This window comes from Candidatus Kryptoniota bacterium (assembly GCA_036567965.1).
In the GTDB taxonomy this organism is placed as follows: Bacteria; Bacteroidota; Ignavibacteria; order Kryptoniales; family JAKASW01; genus JAKASW01.
Window position 1 is genome coordinate 103,351 of the sequence record DATCTN010000017.1, and the last position, 23,132, is coordinate 126,482.

Genomic DNA, 23,132 nt, shown 5'->3' on the forward strand with positions numbered 1-23,132 from the left:
TTTAATTGTTTTCATATCCAATCGCGAATCGCTCCTTTGATTTCCGATATCATTTTGCAATTTGTTATTTGCTTGAATCCACAATTCCCAAACATGGTGAACAATGCGCCGACAATGAATTGATTGTCAATCGACAAAGCGGTTTGTCAATTCACTTTTAAGCATTTGTGCACTTCTTCATTTTCTCACGCCTTTGAACCTTTCAATATCAGGCTCTGTATCATGCTAAAGTGGATAATCACGCCGCATACAAACTTGCATATGGGTCTGGCAAGAATATCAGGGTGGTTCTCTCTGTGCTACATATATCGGCTGGAAATCCTGTGAAGCTGAAATTTAGAGTTTTGATGGCTTGGAAACCTTTCCCAATCAACGTGTCTGCTTGCTTGCACGTCAAAATGGCGAAAAAATACAGTATTTGCTCCTTCCCGCAACATATTTCCGTGGCATGCAGCGGATTACCTCTTCGAGTTTCTATCTACGGTCGTTATATTAAGGCGAGTGTTGGGTTGCTCTGATGTAACGTTTTCGGCCAAAAAGGTCAGGGATGTTTTGAAATTCATCCTTGAACCGTTGAGAAAGGCGAGGAGGAGTACATAGGAACACAGAAGCTCTTGCTGGTTGTGCTGGGCGTGTTTGTAGTCGGTATCGCGGTCGCTATAGCACTCACCATGTTCAAAAGTGGCAGCCAGAGCTCCAATCGTGATCAGATTGTCAACGATCTGAATAACATCGGAGCAAAGGCGCTGGAGTATTACCGCAAGCCGCAAGCTCTTGCGGGGGGTGGTTATACTTTCATGGGTTTTGGTTTACTCAGCAGCGACACCGGTAACGCGAATGGAAGTTATTTGGCGACCGAGACTCTTCCTGCCGGAGCGGCATACGTCCCCGGAGGGACGTCGAGCATTCCCTCACCTGTTCAGGTCATGTACATTGTCGGATGCGGCAGGCAAGTGGGAAACGATGGTGTGAATATGGTGAAGGTTTTCATTAGGGTAACCGGCGACTCGGCGATCACCACTGTCCTTAATTAGCGATCGACTGAAGTTTTTAGTCTCTTCCGATCAAATCGCGTAAAGTTGAAACCATCTCGGAGCGGGGTACTTCCTTTTGAATTTCCCTGCTTTTCTTGAGCCACTCCTCGCGCTTCGCGGAGTCTTTACTCGCCTCGGATCCCGCAGAGAGATCCTTAATCGTAACCGTAGACTTTTCAAATTCGTTCGATCCAATTATGATCGCGAACCTCGCGCCGACCCTGTCCGCATATTGAAGTTGTTTCCTCAGACTTCTTTCTGTCCCGAGATAAAGGTCCGTCTTCAGCCCGGCCTCTCTAAGGTCGTGTGCGACCTTCAGGTAATCCCCGAGCTTTTGCTGTTCCATGATTGTCACAACAACGTCTACAAATTTGTTCTCGTCAGTCTCCGCGATAGCGGAAACGAGCCGATCGATTCCGATTGAAAATCCGACTGCCGGTATGTCGGTATCGGAAAACCGCCTCACGAGGTTGTCATATCTCCCTCCGCCGGCCACACTTCCGAAATTCGGCTTGTCGGCCAGGGTCACTTCGAAAACCGGGCCCGTGTAATAATCGAGTCCGCGAGCGACAGTCGGATCGAATACCACGACACTCTCATCCATGCCGAGATCCGAGAGGAATTCATGAAGGCGCTGGAGATCGGCGCAACTCTCATCTCCAAGTAATTCCCCCAGCTCTTTCAGAACGAAGCGTCTTTCTCCTCTCGGCAGATTAAGATAGTCCTTCAGTCTCGAGACGTTCCGGTCGGTCAATCCGAGTCCTTGTATGAAATCGCCCGAAACATCCCGGCGACCTGTTGTAAGTTCAAGTTCAACATTCTTGATTCCGACTTTGTTCAGTTTATCCAGTACCCTGAAGATATCATGCGCCCGTTCCCTCGCAATACCGGCGTAGTCCACGACAGCGTTCAGGACATTTCTGCTATTTACACTTACGACGAATCGCCCCGCGCCTACTTCCCGGAGAGAATCACACACAGCGGAGATTACTTCTGCTTCGGCGAGTTGGCTGGAGGTCCCCACCACGTCGACGTCGAACTGAGTGAACTCGCGAAATCGTCCCGGGTCAGGTTTGTCCGCGCGCCATACCGAACCGACCTGGTATCTCTTGAATGGTTTTGGCAGCTCATTGTATTGTGCTACGATCCGCGCGAGCGGGACAGTGAGATCAAAGCGGAGCGCGATCGCTGCGTCTTCGGGAGACTTCAAGCGGAAAATCTGCTTCGTGTTTTCATCACCGTACTCGCCCAGAAGTATTTCCAGATACTCGAGTCCCGGCGTCTCCACCGGCAGAAAACCGTATCTCTCATAGACCAGCCGGACGGTTTCAATTATGCGGTTCTTGTTCAACGCGGCTGCGGGGAGAAGATCCCGGAATCCCTTTACGTTTTGCGGCTCAATTCTTTCCATGGTTTCCTGCGGTGGTGATGAAGTTGATCTCAGAATTCGCATCAATTTACAAACAAATCCGGAAATATCTTAAGATCATGGAAATACGCAGCATTCTCCTTCCAGTGCTATAGGATGCTCGAGCTTCAGTTAAATACACTCCAAGCCGCCTCAAAGAAAAACTCATCCCTCGTCACTCGCTTAACTGGAAGATACGTTTGTCTCTCTTCACTATCAGAGCGGTTCGAGTTTGCACGGACAAGGGCGTTCGGCCCGCGGTCATGAGTTCGAAAAGTGATTTAGCATGCGGAGGGATGATCTACACTGAACGTCTCACCCAGCTTCCGGAATCGTCAGTTTGGTTTCTCTCCCTTTACCCATTATAATTTGGCTGCAAGGGCTTTCGTAGAGCCGAAAATATCTCACGGCTGCCAATCGCTGTGAATGTCAGGGCAAAACATAGATCTTAAACACTGCGGGGCTTGTTAATGAAGCCTCCAAGGAATGCCACTCCGGTTTTCATACTGGACGGGGTCCTTTACATTTTCTGCCTCCTGGGTATATGGCAGATTGCCGAGAAGACGGCTCTCCCGCTCTCACTTTTCAGGAGTCCGGAGGGGACTTTTGTCGTCAGCCGTTCGACCAGTAGACTTCCCTCCGGTTTAAGCGTCGGAGACACAGTCTCGTTAGTCGACGGCAAAAAAATTTCAATACCAGAGGACATTGAGTTCCTGCTCGACGGCATCAGAGTAGGAAATGATATTCCGGTCACGGTGCAGAGTACCGGCGGATCGAGGGAAGTCGTGCTCACTGGAGTACCCGCATACAGCAGGATGTATGTTCTGATCGCCTGGTTTGTCGGCACGCTGTTCTTCTTTTCGGGCGTTTTCGTATTCGTCAAGAAAAGAAATGAGATCGCTGCCGAGGTCTATCACTACGGTGCAGTTGGGGTCGCGTCAATAATTATGATGACGTGGGGCTGCTACACCATCAGTCCCACTGGACTCGGACATGCAATAAGGATCATCTTTTCATCTGCATACGCATTCGTGCCCGCTCTTCTCCTGCATCTGAGCCTTGTCTTTCCAACAAAAAAGGAAACCTCCGTCCGCGTCCTGGTAAAGCCGTTGTATGTGCTAACGTCACTACTATCCATCGGAATGGCTGTCACTTTTCTGAAGGCAACATTCCCGGTGTCCGTCGAAGAGTTTCATACGTTCATGTTTTTCTTCAACGTGACAAGATGGGTTTACGCCATGAGTGTATTCCTGGCTATCTTTTTCTTCGTGCTTTCGTACCGGTCGGCGCACCAGGAAATGGAGAGGCGGCAGCTAAGATGGGTGTTTCTCGGATTGATAGTCAGCTCGCTCGGATTCGTCAGCCTGTGGCAGGTGCCTGAACTACTAACTTCCCACGGACTTATAAGCGAAGAGGTGGTGATACTGATATCTGCCGCCACTCCGGTAGCTTTTGCGGTCGCCATCATCAAGTACCATGTAATGGACATCGATTACTTCGTAAACAGAAGTTCCGTCTATGTCATCGTTCTCATAATCTTGTTTTCGATCTATGCACTGGTGGTGGGCTCGGTTGCTGCCGTCGTTGCGAGCTTCACTGTCACAAGATCGATTCTCGTGTCGGCAGTCGCCGCGGCGATCGTTGCGATCCTCTTTCAACCTGTGCGCGTCAGGGTTCAGAGATTTGTGGACAGGAACTTCTTCCGGGTCAAATACGACATGAAATTGATTGATAGGAAGTTCGACGACGAGATATGGAAATGCGCGACAGTGGAAGAGATAGGGACTCTCCTGATCAAGAACGTGGTGGCGGCCATCCCTGTGGAGAGAATTGGATTCTTCGCGATCGATGAACCGGGTTATCTCCTGCGGCCGATTTTTAACGAAGGTCTTGACCCGGAAATATTGAAGACCTGCGCGGTTGAGTTGCAGGATATCACTTCACGCTTGTCGGTTCCTTTGATTCTGAAACAAGAAGTGGAGCCGGGAGTCCGATACGAAGAAGCCGACGAACAGGTGTTCCTGAGACTGAACGCCGCGGCAGTTCTCCCGATGAGATCCGAGAAGGGAGATGTCTCAGGGCTTCTCATACTTGGTCCGAAAAAGTCCGGTAATCTCTTCAGTATAGAAGACGTCGAACTCCTGACGTCTCTCATGCGCCAATCCGGATTGGCTTACGGCAGGATAGTGATGCGAAACAGGTTGAGGCGAGAGCAGGAGGAGAGAGAACGGTTGGAAGAACTCAACCGCATGAAAACCTACTTCGTCTCGAGTGTTTCTCACGATCTCAAGACGCCGCTGACGACCATAAGAATGTACACGGAGATACTGAAGTCGCGAGGCGGTTCTCACGCTTCAAGAACCGGAAAGTATCTCGATACTATCTGGGGAGAATCTCTTCGGCTGACAAGATTGATCGATAATGTCCTGGATGTTGCGAAAGCTGAACGCGGAACTGTTTCGTTTGCACTCGGGACTGAAGACCTGAATGAGATCGTCGCGGCAAGCGTGAAGATGATGGAGTACGAATTGAAAAAGGAAGGCTTCGCATGCAAAGTCAAAATTCGTTCACACCTTCAACCTATCTCAGCCAATAGAGATGCCGTAATGGAAGCTCTAGGCAATCTGATTTCCAACGCGATTGAGTATTCGACGAAAAAGAAGATTATCCGGATCGAGACATTCAAGAGAGACGAGTCTGTGTGTGTTTCAGTCATCGATAGAGGAGTTGGAATTGCGCGAGAGGATCTGCCGCATGTGTTCGACGCCTTTTACAGAGGTGCAGCGACGAAGACACTGCGACCGGGAGGGACCGGACTGGGACTGGCGGTGGTCAAAAACGTAATGGACGCCCACCATGGCGCGGTAAACATCAATAGCGAGCCAGGATATGGTACGAGGATCACATTACTGTTTCCAATTACGGAGCGATCATGAACAAAATACTTGTAATCGAAGACGATGCCGCAATAAGGAACGGCCTTGCCGAGACTCTCAAAGGAGAACACTATCAGGTGGACACCTCCTCGGATGGGGAAGAAGGATATAAGAAGGCAGTCAAGAAAAGTGTAAACCTGGTAATTCTCGACCTAATGCTTCCATCAATCAACGGCGAAGAGATTTGCCGGAGGCTCAGAAGCGAAGGGGTCAACACGCCCATACTTATCCTTACAAGCAAGAAGGAAGAGACGAGCAAAGTTCTCGGACTCGAATTGGGGGCGGACGATTATGTCACCAAACCATTCAGTATTCCGGAATTGCTCGCGAGAGTAAAAGCGATTCTCAGGAGGCAGGTCAGGAAGGCGGAGATCATCGACGAATTCTCGTTCGGAAATGTCAGGATCGAAATGAAGAAACACGAAGCGACTAAGAAAGGGAAATCAATCAAGCTTACAGAGAGGGAATTCCGGGTGTTGAAATACCTGATCGACCATAAGTGCGAAGTCGTGACACGCGATATGCTTCTCGACGAAGTCTGGGGGTACGAGACTTTCCCGACCACACGTACGGTCGATAACTACATTCTCTCTATCCGTCATAAGTTGGAGGACAACCCTGCGCGTCCAAGGTACATCCTCACTGTCCATACCTCCGGATACAAGCTTGATGTTTGAAGGAAGGGGGTAATTTGACCGGACCGTGACAATTTCCTGACAAAAGGGGGAACATGCATTTATAGATTTCAACAAGTCATGGAAGAGCCAGATTGCTTTTCGAATCGAAAAATATTTACGTGAGCTTCCAATTGTGTGTAGACAGCAGTTCTCCGCATCCATCAAGAGCGGGGCGAGAAGCTCGGACTCGCCCGTGTGGAATATCCGGCGGGAGACTTCGTCTCGACCATAAAGGAAGCGGCAAAGAAGTCGTCATCAGGATCTGCTCTTCATATGCAGGAGTAACGTCGTGCGTCCTGTCGCTTCGCTTGCTTCCACTACACAAATAAAAAAAGGAGACGAAAATGAAACGCGTACTCATGCAGCTTGTCATTCTGTTCGTCATAATGATTCCGGCCGCATTCGCACAGTTGCCGCTGAGCGTCGGAGTACTTGGCGGATTGAACCTGGCAAATGCGACAACTTCGCCGTCATTATCTACTACAACCAGGACCGGCATGATTGTCGGCGGCTCGATCGAATTCGGGCTTGCCCCAATGTTATCTGTGCAGCCCGAAGTCCTTTACATCCAGAAGGGCGCGAAGTATTCCATGATTTTCCTGGGGCAAACAATCGACGCAACATTCAAATTTGATTATGTCGAAGTCCCGATCCTCATCAAGGCTAAACTTCCTGTCGGCCCGCTGAAACCGTACGTCTTTGTCGGCCCAAATATCGGCTTTAGTGTGAACGCCCAGGGAGAGGTCACTGCATTCGGTCAAACTCAAACGAGCAAGATAGACTCCACTAAATCGACCGACTTCTGTCTCGACATCGGAGCTGGAGTGGAGTACTCATTAATCGCGAATCTGAGTTTGACGGGTGACGTCCGATATTCGTTAGGTCTCACAAATATCGGAACCGAATCCGAATCGTGGAAATCAACCGGCGTCCAGATCCTGGTCGGCGTCAAGATTTCACTGATGTAAACCCTTTTAGAAACCGCTGACACATCGAATGAGAATTTCTTTTTCCCGAATTGGGTTTCGAGGTTTTGAAGTAAGGAATCGTTTGGATAGTACACTCGGTATAGTCGTATTTGCGAGTCTCTTACTGCTCGATGTGTCAGCTCTTTTCGCCTCTTCGGCAAATAATTCTGCCGATACAGCCGGAACACAAAACCTTCTCAAAGTGGTTACAATCAACATCTGGTCCGGTTTGGATTACACCGGCTTCTTTCGTTTCGGCGAGTATGAGACAGCAAAGAGAAGGGAACTTCGTCTGCAGCTTCTCATCGCGCAGCTGAGGAGACTCGACCCGGACGTCATCTGCATTCAGGAGGCGAACCCGGTCAGTGAGTATTCATGCCGGCTTGCAGACTCGCTCGGCTTCGATGAAGTTCACCAGGTATGCAACGCGGGAATCAAGTTTGGCGGAGTGGGACTGCCGACGAACTTTGACGAAGGAATCGCAATTCTTGCACGCAGGAACTTGCAGCTGCGCTATCTTCCACCCTGGAAGTTGTCCGGATCGTTCGGAATTTATGGCGGCGCCATTACCCTGAACTTCGATGAATCCGAGTTTGCCCAGGTCGCCCAGATCACGGTGGGCGGGAAGGCAATATACCTCGTCAATGTTCACCTGAGTGCCTATCCTCCTGACGATCGAACCATCAAGGAGGAAATCGAAAAGGAGATAATTGAGGGGAGGATCGACAGTGCCGAAGCGCAGCAGCTTTCTGAAGATATTTCTGCGGGAGCCGGAAGAAGAGTTGAGGAAGTATCCGAGCTTCTGGACCACCTGGCTGAATTTCCCGCCGGTATTCCGGTGACCATGGCGGGCGATTTCAATTCGATCCAGGACTCCCGAGAGATGAAATTGATCGGTGGCAGAGGCGAATTTTCCTGTGTGCGTGACAGCGCCGCTAATGCTTCCCATCCTACCTGGGATCCGCTTCGGAACCCGAATATAAAGTTCTCCACTGATCTTTCTGCGGAGGGCGTGAATGACTTCAGCACTTTCGACAGATTGTCCGCCATGTATGACCGCGTCCCAAGAACAATCGATTACATATTCCTGAACAATCGCTTCACGGAGGGAAGTACAGTGGAGGCGCACATTGCGATGGATGAATCTCGTGACAGTGTTTTTGCGTCCGACCATTTCGGTGTTTTTGCGGTCATCGATATGAATAAGATTGCGCGCGATTCTCTATCGACTGACAATGAAAAGAGCTCTGCGCGGAGTCCGGTTGAACCTCTTCCGATTTTGTCTTACGACACGGACACACATTTTGGATACGGCGCGAAACTTTTTCTCTTCGATCTGTTCAAGCTGAACGAGTCGTTTGACATCGTGCTTTTTAACAGCACGAAGGGAGAGCAATGGTACCGGTTCGTATTTTCAATTCCTGATTTCGAATCGAGAGAGGGTACACGGTACCCTGTCGCTCTCGATTTGATTTTCGATTATGACAAATGGCTTCGAAATAACTTCTACGGAATCGGAAATGCCAGCAGAGTTTCCGAAGGTGAACAATACACCAGGATCCCGATCGATGCGGAAGTGGATATCAGCAGGGGTTTTAGCCCTACTTTCGTAGGTCAGGTGATATTGAAATACATGTCGGTAAGAAATTATAATTTTGCAGTAGGAAGCAAGCTGGCCACTCTTCCACCCGCGTTGAACTCTGCGACGGTGAAATACAATTCTCTTGGTTTGACATTGAGATACGACACGAGGAACAGTTTCATTAATGCGTCTAAAGGCGTCGTGCTGCAGGGTGAGACTGAGTATTCACCGCGGTGGAGTCTCGGAAATACATCGTTCGCCCGTGCGGCAGGATGGATCCAATACTATTCCGTTCTCTTTTACCCTACCACCGTGTTCGCTTTGAGGATCGGAGCCCAGCAGGTATTCGGGAGCAACATTCCTGTCCAGGTGATGAGTTCGCTTGGCGGTACGCTGAATCTCCGCGGGTACCCGCAGGACAGATTTCTCGACAAGTCCGACGCTTTGCTGAATGCAGAGTTGAGATTTCCGATTTTCTGGAGAATCGGCGGCGTAGCGGGAATCGATGCGGGAAAAGTTTGGCCGTCACTGAAAGACATCGACTTTCGTAACTGGCCTTACAATCCGCTCGCGGGACTGCGTTTGTATATGGACAATTACGTTGTCCGAGTTGACATCGGGTTTGGAAGAGAGGGTACGGGTTTCTATTTCAATTTCGGTCAGCTGTTCTAACTTATTGATGCGAGGTTGGTCCCTCAATTGGAGACAGCTTCAGAAATCAGGGACTATGTCAGGAGGAAAATTTTATGAAACGAATCGGACTTCTCCTTTTGTTTTTCTCAATCTCATTTCCGGTTAGAGCCCAGGATCTCGGGAAACCGGTTCAACTCAACTCACTCGTGGGAGACACGCTCTGGCCGATGTTGAGGCAGCATTACGGTCTCCTGTCAAACGTCGATAAGTTCGTGTGCGCAAGATTCTTCGTTTCGAATGATTCGATCGTGAACGCATGTGTGAGATACATGGGAAAAGACGGAACGCCGGAAGATACGCTTGTCCAGCAAGTGGGAATCCAACATGTGGTCGTCGCAATGATGAATCGAAAAGATTCGTTATTGGAATCGACGCAGTTACTTCTCAAGGACGGGCTGATCGTGAGCGGGAAAATTCTTAGGGAGACTACCGATTCGTTAACGTTCGCAGCGGGGAGTTTGGGAAACGTCGCCATAGCCAAAGCTAATATCGAAAACATAAGCGAGCGGACGCGCGGACCCGCCCGAAAGTATTCGGATCTTGTAAAGGACCCAGACATGACAAGGGCATACCTCATGCCCACCGCCTCCACGCTTCCTGCCGGCACCGGCTACATCGGAGACTATGAGCTCATCTTCTTTACGGCGGCTTATGGCCTGACAGATTGGCTGATGATAAATGGAGGAACCGTGCTGCTCCCGCTTCGCCCTGAGGACATGATTTTCGATTACGGCGCAAAGGTGCGACTACTTCCGGCCGCCTCCAGGTTGAACTTCTCGCTTGGTGTTCAAATGTTCGGAGGAGGACTAATTGAAAATGTCTCGGGGATCGCGTACGGCGTCGCGAGTGTTGGAAACCGTGACCGCGCGCTCAACTTTGCTGTCGGCGACGCGTTCTCCGGGAGCGGAAGCCAGATTCTTTTCGGAATAAGCGGCGATGAACGTGTCGGCGAAAGCATCAAGCTGATGGCCGAGTTCTGGACGATGAAGGATGCCAACTGGTCTCCGTTGGTGATCGGCCTGAGGTTTTTCGGGAGCAAGCTTTCAGGCGACATCGGTCTTCTTTATCCGCTTGGTCAAAGCTGGGACTCACTCATCGGAATTCCGGTTGTAAGTATTACCTATTCGTTCTGATCCTTAATATCGGAGGAGCTCCGTCGAAATGCGGAGCGGAGCGGGTGAAGAGGGCGCCCGAGGTGATTCTAGATTTCAATTGATAATCCGGATAATGACTCCTTTGATGCCACTGAAATGCACCATCATTGACTACCCTATCTCGCCCAAAGATGACAGTAAGAGAATTTGTCGGTGTGACATTTATTTTAAAGTAGTCCGCTGCCAATCTTGGTTGTGACTCAGTTTGAGTTTTGATTAGACACCTTCACAAACGGCCTTCGGAAAAAATGGCGATTAGTCCCGATCCCGGCCCGCGGGATCGAGGATGCCGCATCAGAAATAAAACCATAATGTAGAAGCGGCAGAAATTTCCAGAGTGGGTTTAAGTCCCGCCCATTTTTTTCCGTAAGCTCGACGGGTCGAGCGGATGCGCCGCATATACAATAATTGGAGGCGCAAAAAGGACGCCCCGCGAAAATGGTCCCGACTGCCGTCCCGTCCAAATATTTGTGTGTCGGGATGCCGCAAGGCGGCATCGGGAACGTCCCGCCCTCTGTTGTGCGCGATTTTTTGAATAGCTCTGTTAATCCTCTGTTGAACAAAAAATCGCCATAACCATTCTGTCGAGACATGAATAAACTGTTCCTCTTCAGCGGGACTCTCCCGAAGGGATCCCTTTCCCTAAGGGACTCCTTCGGAGCGGGACATTTTCGCAAGGGGTACAACAGTTACTTATTGAAATTGAATCACCACCCCAATCTTAAAATCCGTAAATCTCTTTCGCACTTTTATTATATTTTCCACGTTAAATCATTGACAAGATTCTAAGGAGATGCAAATGTCGGTGACCGTTGTATCCAAGTACGAACTCTGGTATAACGCCTTCCGCGGTTTTTATCGGAAGGAACTCCCGATCGATCAACTTGACCCGGTGTCAAGATGGCTATATGCCTCGCGGAGTATCATCCTTGTGATTTCGGCTCAGGCCGCTGTCATCGCAGGCCTCCTCGCCATTTCGTCGGGATCGTTCGATCTCCTCTACTTTCTGCTTCTCCTGATCGGACTTGTCGTCGCACATGCGGTCAGCAATCTATCTAATGACTACTTCGGCTTTCATCGCGGCCACGACACTCCCGACTCGCCACGCATGAGATACACCCTTCACCCGCTAGCGAGCAACATGATGAGCGCCGGCTCGCTCAAGAAAGGGATCTGGATCCTGATTTCCATCGGGATCATCATTGCGATATTCTTCACTTTCGTAAGAGGTCTCGTTGCGGCTGTGTTAGCTGCCCTTGGACTAGGAATCCTTTACTGGTACGATGGTGCTCCACGCGATCTCAAGAGCATCGGGTTCGGCGAGATCGCCACCTTCATCGTGTGGGGACCGCTGATGATCGGAGGGGGATACTTCTGCATGACAGGTTCATTATCGACAGCGGCATTTCTCGCGTCGATACCATACGGACTCGGAGTAATGTCAATACTCGTCGGGAAACATATTGACCAGATGGAATTTGACAAAACCCAGAACCAGCGTACGCTGCCGATAGTTCTGGGTGAGAAGAACGCGCGCCTCTTTAACCAGACCTCGATTTTCCTGATGTACTTCGTAGTGGTCGTCCTTGTCGTGTTCAGGTATCTCACCCCGTTCGCGCTTATCGTCTTCCTCAATTTCCCGCGCGGCTGGAAGGCGATGGGAGTATTCTCGAAGGCACGTCCCGATTCTCCTCCTGAAGGTTATGTCGGCTGGCCATTGTGGTATCATCGGTTCAGTCTGGTGCACAACAAGAGGTTCGGGTGGCTGTACATCCTGGGCCTCGCTCTGGGCGCCGTCTATTCTTCACTCTTGTGATTATTTCCAACTTGCCGGAGCCAAGTGAGTTTTAATATTTTCGAAATGACCTATCGGCTATGCGATTCGTGCACATGCGAGGAACCAGAGCTTGATCTATCCCAAAGGGTGCGTGATTGCAGTTTCAATCGTCGGTCTTGATTCTGGCATAGCGCGGGAATTAGAATACTTTCAGACATAGACACTTATCATAACCAGCCAGGGATCAGAAAATGAAGTCGTGCGTAAAAAGAAGCCTCATTCCAATTTTGATTCTCCTCTTCTCATTTCCTGTGATGTCGTTCGGCCAGGACTTTCAACACTTTTTGGATCGAGTCAATTCTTTACCCGATTCTCTCCGGCAAACGGTCACTGACAGTCTAATGAACGCGGTGACGACAGTTCCGCTCATCGAGCAGGACACCGTCGTGCACTTTGTCTACCGCGGGTCGGCGAGCACGTTAACACTCGCCGGAGACGTAAATAATTGGTCGGTGACCGCGTTAAGCATGATACACGTAGGCGGCACAAATTTCTGGCACGTCGACCAGGTATATCCCACGGACGCACGGCTCGAGTATAAATACGTGATCAACGGCTCGAATTGGATTTTAGATCCGCGAAATCCCAACCAGGTCATGGAAGGTTTTGGGCCCAACTCTGAACTGAGAATGCCGGCATATGTTTCGCCGCCTGAAATAACATACTACCCCGATATTCCGCACGGTACTTCAGTCGACACGACGTGGTACAGCACAAATCTTTCCAACTCAAGGAAGATTGAGATCTATCTCCCGGCCGGTTACAGCACTTCGTCCGACAGTTTCCCCGTGATATATTTTCAGGATGGATCCGAAGCTGTCTCTCTTGAAAATGGCGAGAATGTGATCGACTATCTTACCGCTCATAAGATGATTCGACCGATCATCGCGGTGTTCGTGTCTTATGTCAACAGGACACCGGAATATGCCGGCAACCAGGTTACTTCATATATGAATTTTTTCGTTAACGAGCTCGTTCCATTTGTGGATTCGAGATTCCGCACACTCAAGAGTTCGCACGACAGGGGTGTAATCGGAGCTTCGTATGGCGGCAACATTTCGCTTTGGCTCGGCATGACTTATCCGAGTGTATTTGGAAACATCGGCGCGCAATCGAGTTATGTGGATCCGACCATCTCGTCGACATTTCAGAGCGGAAGCAAGCTCGATTTGAAATTGTACATGGACCTCGGCACATATGATATCACGAGTCTCATACCGATGGTGCACAGTTTCCTCCAGATTGTAAAAGACAAGGGATATGAATACGAATATCACGAGTACAATGAAGGTCACAGCTGGGCGAACTGGCGCGCGCATATAAAAAACGCTCTCGAGTTATTTTATCCGCCGTTGCCGGCAGGTGTGAAGAAAACATCGCCGAAGTCGACGGGATATTATTTGAACCAGAATTTTCCGAACCCATTTAATCCGAGTACGGTGATCAGCTATCAGCTGTCAGCTAACAGCTACGTCAGCTTGCGAGTCTACGACATACTTGGAAGGGAAGTTGAGACAATCGTCGAGGCGCGTCAGCCGGCGGGGAGCCATATGGTCAGATTCGACGGGACGAGTCTGGCGGGCGGGGTTTACATTTGTTGCCTGACTGCAGATGGCCGATCCGATATAACAAAGATGATAATGTTAAAGTGAAGATGGTGCTCGGTGAAAGAAGTTAGACACGGATGAGACGGATTCCCACGGATGAGATTGTTCATAAATAGCTTTTGTAAAACCATTATTTTTTGAATGTCGATGTTCGATGGGGCAAATGAACCGTCTGCATCTTCAAGCGAAGCGGAGATCATGGCATACAACGAAGAATTGATGGTGCGTATAAGATCTTTGTTAGCAGGCCAGCGCAGCGTCAAAGAGAAAAAGATGTTCAGTGGAGTGACCTTCATGGTGAACGGCAAGATGTGTGTGAGCACAAGTCACGAGAGGATATTGTGCAGGATCGATCCTGCGCTACATGAAGAAGCGATCAGTAAGGAAGGTTGCCGTGCCATGAGGATGAAAGGGAAGGAACTAAGAGGGTGGGTATTTGTCAGCGAGGACGCAATTCAAACTAAGAAAGAGCTCGAGTATTGGGTAGGACTCGCCCTAGATTTCAACAGGAGGGCGAAGTCATCGAAGAAAAAGGGCTAAGGGCTGTTGGGCAAACTTACTCCAACCTGCTAATCTCAAGATACGGCGAACCACAAACGGATCGAGGATCCCGGCAGCCGCAAGATCAAGGATGATCTGCTGGTGACATTACAAAGTGTAACGGGTAGAGTCATGGCCATGCGCCCGATGATATTGACAATTGCGGGCGAACAAGATACATTTTTGCAAGCATAGGGATGCGGGAAAGTGAAACTGGATGTAATCAAAGCTAGTTTGTTATCTCCACGATAAGTAGGATCCGCATTTATGTGGATGAAGAATCGTCAGGGAAAATAGATAGTCCATTTGGTTGCGTTTAGCAGACAAAAAGAAAATAACCGCCATATGGCGTATTTCATCCTATACGGGCAGCATAAACGACATATGACGTGATTGCAGTAGTTAGGCGCCATTTTTAAAAAGGAGGTTGAAGTATGAAAAGGTATTGGATGCTTCTTTGCTCTCTGCTGTTTGTCGCTTGCACTACCACGGGTCCGTCATCGAATCTTTCAATTCAGTCAGGGACCTACACTGGCACTTTCTCTATCACGAATTATGTGGGAACTGATAGTGCCTCAACGCAACAAACCCAAGCAACTTTTGCTTTCTCAGATACTGGATGGTACACTTGCGGAGGTGGACTCGTCCCGACAGGCGGAGGGAAGTACAATGTCACTGGCGACTCATTGTATTTGCAAGATATGGTGGCCCACCTTGCTATCTTTGACTGGACACTTATACTTAATGGATCGTTTCACGGGGCAGTGGATGGAAACAAGTTGACTCTAACACAAGACGACAAAGCTTACCATCGCTACCGGAATATTGTGATCACTCGTCAATGAAAGGAGTTTAGAAAACGGCGGGTAATAACGGGAATCAACGACGCTCGATGATTGTGTATCATGGTGCTCGCCCGCCTTCCGCAAGTCCCGCCTTGCGGGACGGCGGACAGGCTCCACGCCGCGCACATTCCAGGAAGAAGGTGCGGGGCTCGGCGTGAATCCCGCAAACGTTATGCGCAAGCGGCACGCTCGGATTTTCCGAATGCCCTTGCCCAAAACCCGTTTGGCCGTAGGACTTTAGATGAATCGCACAAATCACAGGTATGAGCGGGCACTTTTGCGTAACCTGCATGAGCTTCTCCGTTGTCTTTCATACCGCAACGCATATAACAGCCTCTGTGAAGCTGCCCCCGTTACCGATTGGTCATTCTTCTCGTATGCATCGCTGGCCCTGTACAATGGTATGTTTGACCACGCGATGAAGGTTCTAGACAAACACAAGGACTCAGCTTCGTTCTTCTACCTTTATAAATGCAACCCAACTCTTATCCAAACCGAGCTTGACAAGGTGGGCCTTAGGTATGAGGATGCTGAGGCTCTTTCAACCAAACTCAAGGCAATACGAGATAAAGACCAATTTCATATTGATAGGAAAGCCCTCTTCAATCCAAAAGCTGTGTGGGCCGACGCGAACATAACGGGCGATTCCTTCAACGTCGTGATGGACAAGCTCTGGACTGCGCTGAATTCTCTTTACGAAAGTCATCATGAACGCAAGTTTGGACAACCGGTTTACTCTGGCGAAGATGTTAAATCAATCATCGATGCAGTCAAATCAAAAGGAATAATAGTGTGATCTTCAAGATTATCTCGCGGCTGTTCTGACAATGGATAGTCAGGGAGTCAGCAATTAGTCGAGGACAGAGGTTAATTTAATCGGAGCTTGCATGTCTAACTTATTATCTAGATTGAATGGTTGGCAGAGGCTTTGGTTTGTCTTTACTATCATTTGTTTTATTCTGACCACAATCTTTGTCGTGGTTGGACAGAGGAAAACCAACGCTGTGGAAGATGAAGCTATTATAACGAAGCTCAATGCAGATGAGGTCAAGAAATTCCGAATTACTTTTCTTTCCAGTAGTGACACATCACATAAGGAGCCATGGACGAAATATCAGGCTCAGGAAAAAATCTTTGTGAAAGAAATGAATCCATTTGACCAGTTTGTCGGACGATCTAACAGTAAAAAGACAGCAAATGAATTTGACCCCGACGCTTATTTACAGAAGTTACGTCTTGCCGTTATCGATACGGTTGAATTTCCCAATGATATGAGTAACAATGACGTCCAAGACTTTATTAGGAAATACGATAATCTGGATACCATTCGTATTCGTGCCGCAGGTTTAATTGTGGAGCGAAACAGAAAGCAAGTCACACAAGCGAGAAATGAAAATAACAAAGGCAGGCAATCGAATGTCAGGTTGATACTGTACGGATACGTTGCCTGGCTCAGCTTTGTCGTGTCGATCTATCTACTCGGTTATGGAATAGGTTGGATTTATCATGGCTTCAAGAAAAGTTGACGGAGTCACGCAACACAACGAACGCCTAACAAACGGGACAAAGACGCCGACCTGCGTCGCGATGGAGAGCATTGCGACTTCGGTCGACAAGCTCCCCGACAAAGAGCATGTCCCGTCCAAATTATTTATATGTCGGGATGCCGTGAAGCGGCATCGGGTCAGGCTCAAATGGAATCCCGCTTCCCCGAAGGGGTCCTTCGGGCATGGCGCGGACATTTTATGAAGAAGGAGCGCGCCACGACTCTTTTCTCTTGGACGCTATGCGCAATTTTACTCAGCACAGCGAAGCTTTATGAAGAAACTGCAACGATTCATCAATTCTGAGGCAGTGAACCGCCTCGCTAGCATTGCAACGTTACTGGCGTTTCTGCTAAGTATTCTCAGTTACCTGATCGCAAAATTACCAGTTCCCTCATATCTTCATCAGCTAAGTATTTTCCTTCAACAGTATATAAACACGATATACTCGTTGTTTATTCTCTTTGCATTGCTTTACCTGTACTTAGTTTATCGCAGACTGAAGCGGCGCCTTACCATTGGCTTTCGGGATAATTTCAAAGGGAACCCTCATCGCAACTGGGAATACAAGGGTGAATGGACGGTTCAAGACGAGGACACACTCTGTGTTCGTGCATCCGACGAAGGTGGAATTACGAAAGTTGGGGCGCTTTGGGAAAACTATGATTTTTCTTTCCAAGCTAAGATTGTAAATAAATGTTCGGGATGGATTGTGCGGGCTCAAGATCTTAACAGTTATGTAATGATACAGTGTCAAAGAGATATACTCGTCCCACATCAAAAGCTGGTACAGCCTCTTTTTCAGCAGGCTCCGAATCCGCAACCTCAAGGAAGTCCTGCTTTCGTAATCACTAGTTACCAGGTTGGCTGGAGGGTCCTTCCAACCGTAACTCACAATCTTCATCTTGATGACTGGTTCAATGTAAAGGTGAGGGTACGTGGATCATCCATTGAGGTTTACATCAATGGCTCGCTGGTCTTCCATGAGGACAACTTCACAACAAACCCAATGGGTAGAGTCGGCTTTCGATGCTTTGGTGATGAAGAATCACACTTCAAAAATGTTAGAGTGGAGCTTATCGATTGACCGTGAAACTGAGCCTAACAACGCGAATCATCGACTCTCGATTATTGTTTAGCATGGTTCTCGCCCGCCTTCCGCAAATCCCGCCTTGCGGGACGGCGGACAGGCTTCATGGCGCGCACATTATGTACCCCATGGAGCGCGCCACGACTTTGTCCGGCAACACGTTAGGCGCCACGCACCCTCATCATAATTCAATCATCAATCGAGTTCGACCATGAGCACAACACGAAAAGCTATCCCCCTTGCAACGAGACGCCTTGTCCTTCATGAATCAGGCTATCGATGTGCCGTGCCAGTTTGCCGGACGATCCTCACACTCGAGATCCATCATCTCGAGTACGTCTCTGAACGGGGCTCTAATGACGCCTCAAACTTGTTGCCCCTTTGTCCGAATTGTCATGCGCTCGAGCAGCAAGGTGTCATTTCCAAGGACTCTCTCCGATCTTGGAAGATGCTCCTTCTTAGTTTGAATGAAGCGTTCGATAAGCGTTCACTCGATTTTCTTCTTGCTCTTGACAAAATCGAAGATGGGTTGTTTGTTTCCGGTGAAGGCGTCCTGACGTGCTCATCACTAGTCGCTTCAGATATGATAACCGTGGAGCAAATCGTTCAGGAGGGTATTCGCGAACTCGACGTGACCTATCATATCTCATTTACAGCGAAGGGACGCTCTTTCGTCAAGGCTTGGAAAGCAGGCGACCAGAATGCAGCTGTATCGAGGACAACTTGATGATCTGGTGGCTCTCGCAAGGGTTGTGGGCTGTGCGGCGCCTAACAAACGGCAACACGGCGCTCGCACGCTGGATAGGCGAAGTTGAAACAAGATTTGGCTAAATGTAAAGTGCTCGCTCCATTGCTCGCCGCCACGAAATTAGATCACTCATAGTGGCGGCTCGCAGCGGCGTGTTGCCTAAACGTTGGGCGACACTGTTTTGCTATCTGTTTTCGACCATTGAGTTGATGGAGCATCTCACTATCGTTAAGAGCAATGGACAACGATAACACTAGACAGAAGATTCATGAGGTTGCAATGGATCCGCCACTAGTGGAGAGCAGCAATGCTTACCGGCCTGACGACAACCTCACACTAAGCGCCCTTGGCATCGGCGCTTTCATATTTGCGGATCTGGTGCATGAAGTGATTGGACACGGCGGTGCGTGCTTGGCAAGTGGAGGAACCATAACACTTTTAACTTCTGTCTACTTCCGCTGCAATCTAAATAGCAAGATTATTGATGCCGCTGGTCCTCTGGCAAATCTCTTGTTTGGCGGTCTTTTCTGGGCGATTCCTCGCTTTTGGAAAAACATTTCGATACACACACGTGTGTTTGTAGCGTCCACTATGAGCTTCAACTTCTTTTGGGGATCGGGTTATCTCATATATTCCGGCATCACTAATATTGGGGATTGGGCATATGTGGTTGAAGGCTTGCAGCCGGTTTGGTTTTGGAGATTCCTCCTATTGCTTCTCGGTGTTACACTATATTACTTGTCGATGCGCGCCCTCGCAAACGGCTTATGGACACTCGTCGCCGTCAGTGAAGGAGAGAAATCTCGCAGGATAAGAGTGATTTTTATGATCCCTTACGTTGCAGCTGGACTGGCGGAATGTCTTGCTGCATCTTTCGATCGTCAGGGGTCTCTTTTAGCTATAAAAGATGGAGCGCTTGAAACCTTCTGTGCTTCTATAGGATTCTTGATCGTTGCACGTCGGCTTGCTCAACGAAAAACAAAGGATCAATTCAAGTACACCCCAGTCACACGAAAGCTTAGTTGGGTGGTCTTTGTAGCATTGTTGTTAGTCGCGTTCATTGTGACAATGGGGCGCGGGATGAGGTTTTGATGAATCTGGCCTGGCAACAATTCGATGTGCCAATCGAGAATTATTCGCGACTGAAATCGCAAAACAACGGACGCATACCATGCGGGACAAAGACGCCGACCTGCGTCACCATGGAGAGCATCGCGACTTCGGTCGACAAGCTCCCGACCAAGAGCATGTCCCGTCCAAATTATTTATATGTCGGGATGCCGTGAAGCGGCCTCGGGGCAGGCTTGCGTGCCGAAGGGCACTTCAGCCCGCAGGCAGGCTATTTATGGATCGCTTCCCCGAAGGGGTCCTTGAGACATGCCGCGCACATCGCAGGCTTCACGGAGCGCGGCACGAACTTGCGGACCGAAGCGCCTACCTGCCACGAAGCGTTTCGCGTACGCAGGCTTCAGCACGCAGGCGTGATTGCCGTAAACGTTATTCGTCATCGACGGCCGCGGCAAATGGCTGTTGATCTTCTAATCTTAACATAGTAAGGGTCTGTAACATATGGTTACCAACGATAGCAGAAAGGATGTTGAGCCTTTCAACCGCTGGTCTCACTCGTACGACGATTCATGGATTCGACGATACGCCGATCGAGTGCACGTGGAAATGCTCAATGTGGTCACCAATGAAAATGCCGCGCCAAATATTGTCCTTGATGTCGGATGCGGGACAGGGCGGTTGCTGCGCAAAGGGCGTGCGCTCTACCCGTCGGCGCAACTGTTTGGCATTGACCCCGCGGACGGCATGGTCGAAGTCGCACGCAGCCAAATACCATCTGCCACGATTTATTTGGCCGCGGCAGAGTCGCTGCCGCTAGCTGATTCCTCCGTCGATGTCGTGCTAAGCAGTATCTCATTTCATCACTGGAGTGACCAACTTGCAGCGCTCCGAGAGATAAGTCGCGTTCTTCGCCCGGGAGGCTGCTTCTGCTTGGCTGACATATCCATGCCAGCGTGGCTCACGAAACTCTTTCGACATTCCAAGATAAAAAGCCCCGCAGCGGTGAGTCAACTCTTAAGTGAAACAGGCTTGCGGGTTAAGGTGCAGCATGGCACTTTCACACGTTTTATTTTGTTGACCCTTGGCGTCAAGGGATCGAAGGGAGTCTGAGTATCATCGGACGAGAACATCTTGAGCCGCCGTGCACATTATATTACGAAGAAGCGTGGCGCGCCATAATTCACGTGGACGTTAGCCGGCAGACAATTGAACTGAATTGAATCAGAGGGCGCAATGAAATCCGCAGCGAATGATCATTATCCTGAATCACGGGCGATATGTTCGTACGACATGGAATAACTGTTTTAGCCAGATCGTTAACCGTTAATAAAGGAGAAGCCATGAAATCTCTACTGAAGCATTTGCTCTTCATCCTGGTATTCGTGATTCTTGCCCCGAGAATCCATGCACAGGACGTCGATGTTCAAAAGAAACTGGGGGACTTCGATAAGTACATGGAACAAACTCTCAAAGATTGGAACACGCCGGGGGCAGGTGTGGGTATCGTCGTGAAGGGCCGCCTGGTGTTCGCGAAGGGTTATGGCTATCGAGATTATGAAAAGAAACTCCCCGTCACTCCTAACACTCTCTTTCAAATTGCATCCAATACGAAGCTTTTCACTTCGGTATCAATTGGGATGCTCGTTGCGGAAGGGAAACTGGACTGGGATAAGCCGATTCGTCAGTTTGTCCCCATTATTCAATTCGCGACCGAAGATCTCAACAATAGTGTTACCATTCGTGACATGCTGTCTCACCGGACCGGCATCTCGCGTCACGATCTTATCTGGTACAAGTCGGACTTCACCCGCAAAGAATTGTTCGACCGCTTGAAATATCTCGAGCCGAGTCAACCGGTTCGCCAGGGATTTCTTTACAACAACATGATGCTCGCAGCAAGCGGATATATCGTTGAGTATCTTTCCCACGAAACGTGGGAAGACTTTGTGCGCGCGAGAATCTTCAAGCCGTTGGACATGAACAACTCGATCTTCAGTATCGACGAGATGACCAAGCAGCCCGATTGCTTTGTCCCTTACAACGAAAGACGCGACACAACAACGCTCTACAGGATTCCCTACTACGAAGAGGCTCAGGGAATCGGTCCCGCCGGGTCGATCATCTCGAACATCAACGACCTGTCCAAGTGGCTCATCGCTCTCATGAACGGCGGAGCATATGACGGGAAACAAGTTATTCCTCCGGACGTCGTCCGCGCGACATTAACACCTTCAATCGCGCTTCCAAACATTCAACTCGAGGACGCGGGATACACCGAGATCTTTAATTCCGTCTATGGAATGGGGAGATGGTTTGCGTCATACAGGGGACATTACCTCGCGTATCATGGCGGCGATCTCGACGGGATACATTCGCAGATTTCGTGCATGCCTTACGATAGCATCGGCGTCATAGTCTTCGTGATCGGCGACCAGAGTGCTCCATTGTATAATGTTATTTCGTACAATGTCTACGAGCGGCTGCTCGGTCTCGATCAGACACCATGGAGCAAGCGAAGACTGGAGCAAAGGGACGCGTCGAGGAAGCGCGACAAAGAAGGTAGAGGCAAGGCGGGTGAAGAACGGGTTGCCGATACCAAGCCGTCCCACAATCTGGAGGATTATGCCGGCGAATTCGAGAATCCTGCATACGGCGTTCTCAAAGTAACGTTGAAGGATACCGCGCTTGAGATGAGCTTCCACCACATCGAGCTGCCACTCAAACATTTTCATTACGATCGGTTCGATTCTCCGAACGATGAGCAATACGGGTTGTGGTCGCTGAATTACTCGACCAACCCGCAGGGTGAAATTGACAGGATAAAAACTTCATTGGACGAGTCGGAAGTCACATTCGTCCGCAGGCCGGACGCGTCGTTGAGTGATCCTGAAACTTTAGGACTTTACACCGGGAAATACGATCTTAGCGGAGCATCGGCCGAGGTCGTGTTGAAGAATGACGGATTCCTGTACCTCAATATCCCGGGCCAGCCGTCGTACCAGCTTATTCCTTACAGAGCGCGCAAATTCCAGCTGAAGGGATATTCCGATTATATAATGGAGTTCGCTCTCCAGAACGGAAAAGTAATTTCGATGATACAACACGATCCATCCGGACAGTACGAATTCCGTAGGAAGTAAAATGCGATTGGTTACCTTGGAAATGTCGCCGGGCCTGCAAAATTACCTGAGTCCGAGCGGAGCCACTAGTCACAGCGGAGAGAATAGGCTCTCCATCTCCGCCGGATTCACCGTGTGGTTCCGGTAGCAAGTCCAGGCTGGCATTTCTGAATTGGGCTCTCGCAGGAGCATATCCGCTGCGCGATTCGGGAAAGAGATCGGAATATTTCGATCCCCGGAGATAACGCGATCTCCTTGATAATCGATGTCAAGTGTCGCTTG

General features: G+C 49.4%; 20 protein-coding genes. 19 read left to right on the forward strand and 1 reads right to left on the reverse strand.

Annotation, left to right across the window (positions count from 1 at the left end; translation table 11 throughout):
* Positions 1-614: 614 nt before the first annotated feature.
* A complete protein-coding gene (locus VIS48_06825; GenBank protein ID HEY9165859.1) occupies positions 615-1,034 on the forward strand; it encodes a hypothetical protein in 420 nt (139 codons plus the stop codon).
* 16 nt (positions 1,035-1,050) lie between these two features.
* Here VIS48_06825 and hisS read toward each other — a convergent pair whose 3' ends face one another.
* Positions 1,051-2,445 carry a histidine--tRNA ligase gene (hisS, locus tag VIS48_06830; GenBank protein HEY9165860.1) on the reverse strand — a complete coding sequence of 465 codons (1,395 nt, stop codon included), beginning with the start codon at positions 2,443-2,445 and terminating at the stop codon, positions 1,051-1,053.
* Between the two features lie 467 nt (positions 2,446-2,912).
* Here hisS and VIS48_06835 point away from each other — a divergent pair, with 467 nt between their 5' ends.
* The 18 genes from VIS48_06835 (at position 2,913) to VIS48_06920 (ending at position 22,871) form a co-directional block, all read left to right on the forward strand.
* Positions 2,913-5,378: a HAMP domain-containing sensor histidine kinase gene (locus VIS48_06835; GenBank protein ID HEY9165861.1), complete on the forward strand. Its 2,466-nt coding sequence runs from the start codon at positions 2,913-2,915 to the stop codon at positions 5,376-5,378.
* Positions 5,375-6,055, forward strand: a complete 681-nt coding sequence (locus VIS48_06840) for a response regulator transcription factor (protein HEY9165862.1) — start codon at positions 5,375-5,377, stop codon at positions 6,053-6,055. Before VIS48_06835 ends, VIS48_06840 begins: the two co-directional genes overlap by 4 nt.
* Before the next feature lie 344 nt (positions 6,056-6,399).
* Positions 6,400-7,023 carry a porin family protein gene (locus tag VIS48_06845; GenBank protein ID HEY9165863.1) on the forward strand — a complete coding sequence of 208 codons (624 nt, stop codon included), beginning with the start codon at positions 6,400-6,402 and terminating at the stop codon, positions 7,021-7,023.
* 82 nt (positions 7,024-7,105) lie between these two features.
* Positions 7,106-9,277, forward strand: a complete 2,172-nt coding sequence (locus tag VIS48_06850) for a BamA/TamA family outer membrane protein (GenBank protein ID HEY9165864.1) — start codon at positions 7,106-7,108, stop codon at positions 9,275-9,277.
* A 74-nt stretch (positions 9,278-9,351) separates the two neighbouring features.
* Complete coding sequence (locus tag VIS48_06855) at positions 9,352-10,431, forward strand: hypothetical protein (GenBank protein ID HEY9165865.1); 1,080 nt, start codon at positions 9,352-9,354, stop codon at positions 10,429-10,431.
* A gap of 820 nt (positions 10,432-11,251) precedes the next feature.
* Positions 11,252-12,268: a prenyltransferase gene (locus VIS48_06860; GenBank protein ID HEY9165866.1), complete on the forward strand. Its 1,017-nt coding sequence runs from the start codon at positions 11,252-11,254 to the stop codon at positions 12,266-12,268.
* Positions 12,269-12,480: 212 nt separating this feature from the next.
* Positions 12,481-13,941 (forward strand): alpha/beta hydrolase-fold protein, encoded by a 1,461-nt coding sequence (locus VIS48_06865; GenBank protein ID HEY9165867.1) that lies wholly within the window; start codon positions 12,481-12,483, stop codon positions 13,939-13,941.
* A gap of 153 nt (positions 13,942-14,094) precedes the next feature.
* A complete protein-coding gene (locus VIS48_06870; protein HEY9165868.1) occupies positions 14,095-14,436 on the forward strand; it encodes a TfoX/Sxy family protein in 342 nt (113 codons plus the stop codon).
* A gap of 434 nt (positions 14,437-14,870) precedes the next feature.
* Positions 14,871-15,281 carry a hypothetical protein gene (locus VIS48_06875; protein ID HEY9165869.1) on the forward strand — a complete coding sequence of 137 codons (411 nt, stop codon included), beginning with the start codon at positions 14,871-14,873 and terminating at the stop codon, positions 15,279-15,281.
* 241 nt (positions 15,282-15,522) lie between these two features.
* Positions 15,523-16,077, forward strand: coding sequence for a hypothetical protein (locus VIS48_06880; protein ID HEY9165870.1), 555 nt, complete (start codon positions 15,523-15,525; stop codon positions 16,075-16,077).
* 91 nt (positions 16,078-16,168) lie between these two features.
* The gene (locus VIS48_06885; protein ID HEY9165871.1) at positions 16,169-16,807 is read left to right on the forward strand and encodes a hypothetical protein; all 639 of its coding nucleotides are present in this window, start codon (positions 16,169-16,171) and stop codon (positions 16,805-16,807) included.
* Entirely contained in the window at positions 16,788-17,030 is a 243-nt protein-coding gene (locus tag VIS48_06890; protein ID HEY9165872.1) for a hypothetical protein, read from the forward strand. Before VIS48_06885 ends, VIS48_06890 begins: the two co-directional genes overlap by 20 nt.
* Before the next feature lie 69 nt (positions 17,031-17,099).
* Positions 17,100-17,912, forward strand: coding sequence for a family 16 glycoside hydrolase (locus tag VIS48_06895; GenBank protein ID HEY9165873.1), 813 nt, complete (start codon positions 17,100-17,102; stop codon positions 17,910-17,912).
* A 214-nt stretch (positions 17,913-18,126) separates the two neighbouring features.
* Entirely contained in the window at positions 18,127-18,642 is a 516-nt protein-coding gene (locus VIS48_06900; protein HEY9165874.1) for an HNH endonuclease signature motif containing protein, read from the forward strand.
* A gap of 300 nt (positions 18,643-18,942) precedes the next feature.
* Entirely contained in the window at positions 18,943-19,755 is an 813-nt protein-coding gene (locus tag VIS48_06905; protein ID HEY9165875.1) for a hypothetical protein, read from the forward strand.
* Entirely contained in the window at positions 19,755-19,949 is a 195-nt protein-coding gene (locus tag VIS48_06910) for a hypothetical protein (protein HEY9165876.1), read from the forward strand. The genes VIS48_06905 and VIS48_06910 overlap by 1 nt, the downstream gene beginning before the upstream one ends.
* A 283-nt stretch (positions 19,950-20,232) precedes the next feature.
* Entirely contained in the window at positions 20,233-20,841 is a 609-nt protein-coding gene (locus VIS48_06915) for a methyltransferase domain-containing protein (protein HEY9165877.1), read from the forward strand.
* Between the two features lie 230 nt (positions 20,842-21,071).
* On the forward strand, positions 21,072-22,871 hold the full coding sequence (locus VIS48_06920) for a serine hydrolase (GenBank protein ID HEY9165878.1): 1,800 nt from the start codon (positions 21,072-21,074) through the stop codon (positions 22,869-22,871).
* The last annotated feature ends 261 nt before the right edge of the window (positions 22,872-23,132 follow it).

What these genes read in the sequence shown, in the direction of transcription:
- VIS48_06900 (HEY9165874.1), top strand. Translation starts at nt 18,127, where the DNA reads ATGAGCACAACACGAAAAGCTATCCCCCTTGCAACGAGACGCCTTGTC.
- VIS48_06855 (HEY9165865.1), top strand. Translation starts at nt 9,352, where the DNA reads ATGAAACGAATCGGACTTCTCCTTTTGTTTTTCTCAATCTCATTTCCG.
- VIS48_06845 (HEY9165863.1), top strand. Translation starts at nt 6,400, where the DNA reads ATGAAACGCGTACTCATGCAGCTTGTCATTCTGTTCGTCATAATGATT.
- VIS48_06875 (HEY9165869.1), top strand. Translation starts at nt 14,871, where the DNA reads ATGAAAAGGTATTGGATGCTTCTTTGCTCTCTGCTGTTTGTCGCTTGC.
- VIS48_06880 (HEY9165870.1), top strand. Translation starts at nt 15,523, where the DNA reads ATGAATCGCACAAATCACAGGTATGAGCGGGCACTTTTGCGTAACCTG.
- VIS48_06905 (HEY9165875.1), top strand. Translation starts at nt 18,943, where the DNA reads ATGGATCCGCCACTAGTGGAGAGCAGCAATGCTTACCGGCCTGACGAC.
- VIS48_06860 (HEY9165866.1), top strand. Translation starts at nt 11,252, where the DNA reads ATGTCGGTGACCGTTGTATCCAAGTACGAACTCTGGTATAACGCCTTC.
- VIS48_06890 (HEY9165872.1), top strand. Translation starts at nt 16,788, where the DNA reads ATGGCTTCAAGAAAAGTTGACGGAGTCACGCAACACAACGAACGCCTA.
- VIS48_06910 (HEY9165876.1), top strand. Translation starts at nt 19,755, where the DNA reads ATGAATCTGGCCTGGCAACAATTCGATGTGCCAATCGAGAATTATTCG.
- VIS48_06870 (HEY9165868.1), top strand. Translation starts at nt 14,095, where the DNA reads ATGGCATACAACGAAGAATTGATGGTGCGTATAAGATCTTTGTTAGCA.
- VIS48_06885 (HEY9165871.1), top strand. Translation starts at nt 16,169, where the DNA reads ATGTCTAACTTATTATCTAGATTGAATGGTTGGCAGAGGCTTTGGTTT.
- VIS48_06865 (HEY9165867.1), top strand. Translation starts at nt 12,481, where the DNA reads ATGAAGTCGTGCGTAAAAAGAAGCCTCATTCCAATTTTGATTCTCCTC.
- VIS48_06840 (HEY9165862.1), top strand. Translation starts at nt 5,375, where the DNA reads ATGAACAAAATACTTGTAATCGAAGACGATGCCGCAATAAGGAACGGC.
- hisS (HEY9165860.1), bottom strand. Translation starts at nt 2,445, where the DNA reads ATGGAAAGAATTGAGCCGCAAAACGTAAAGGGATTCCGGGATCTTCTC.
- VIS48_06915 (HEY9165877.1), top strand. Translation starts at nt 20,233, where the DNA reads ATGGTTACCAACGATAGCAGAAAGGATGTTGAGCCTTTCAACCGCTGG.
- VIS48_06895 (HEY9165873.1), top strand. Translation starts at nt 17,100, where the DNA reads ATGAAGAAACTGCAACGATTCATCAATTCTGAGGCAGTGAACCGCCTC.
- VIS48_06835 (HEY9165861.1), top strand. Translation starts at nt 2,913, where the DNA reads ATGAAGCCTCCAAGGAATGCCACTCCGGTTTTCATACTGGACGGGGTC.
- VIS48_06920 (HEY9165878.1), top strand. Translation starts at nt 21,072, where the DNA reads ATGAAATCTCTACTGAAGCATTTGCTCTTCATCCTGGTATTCGTGATT.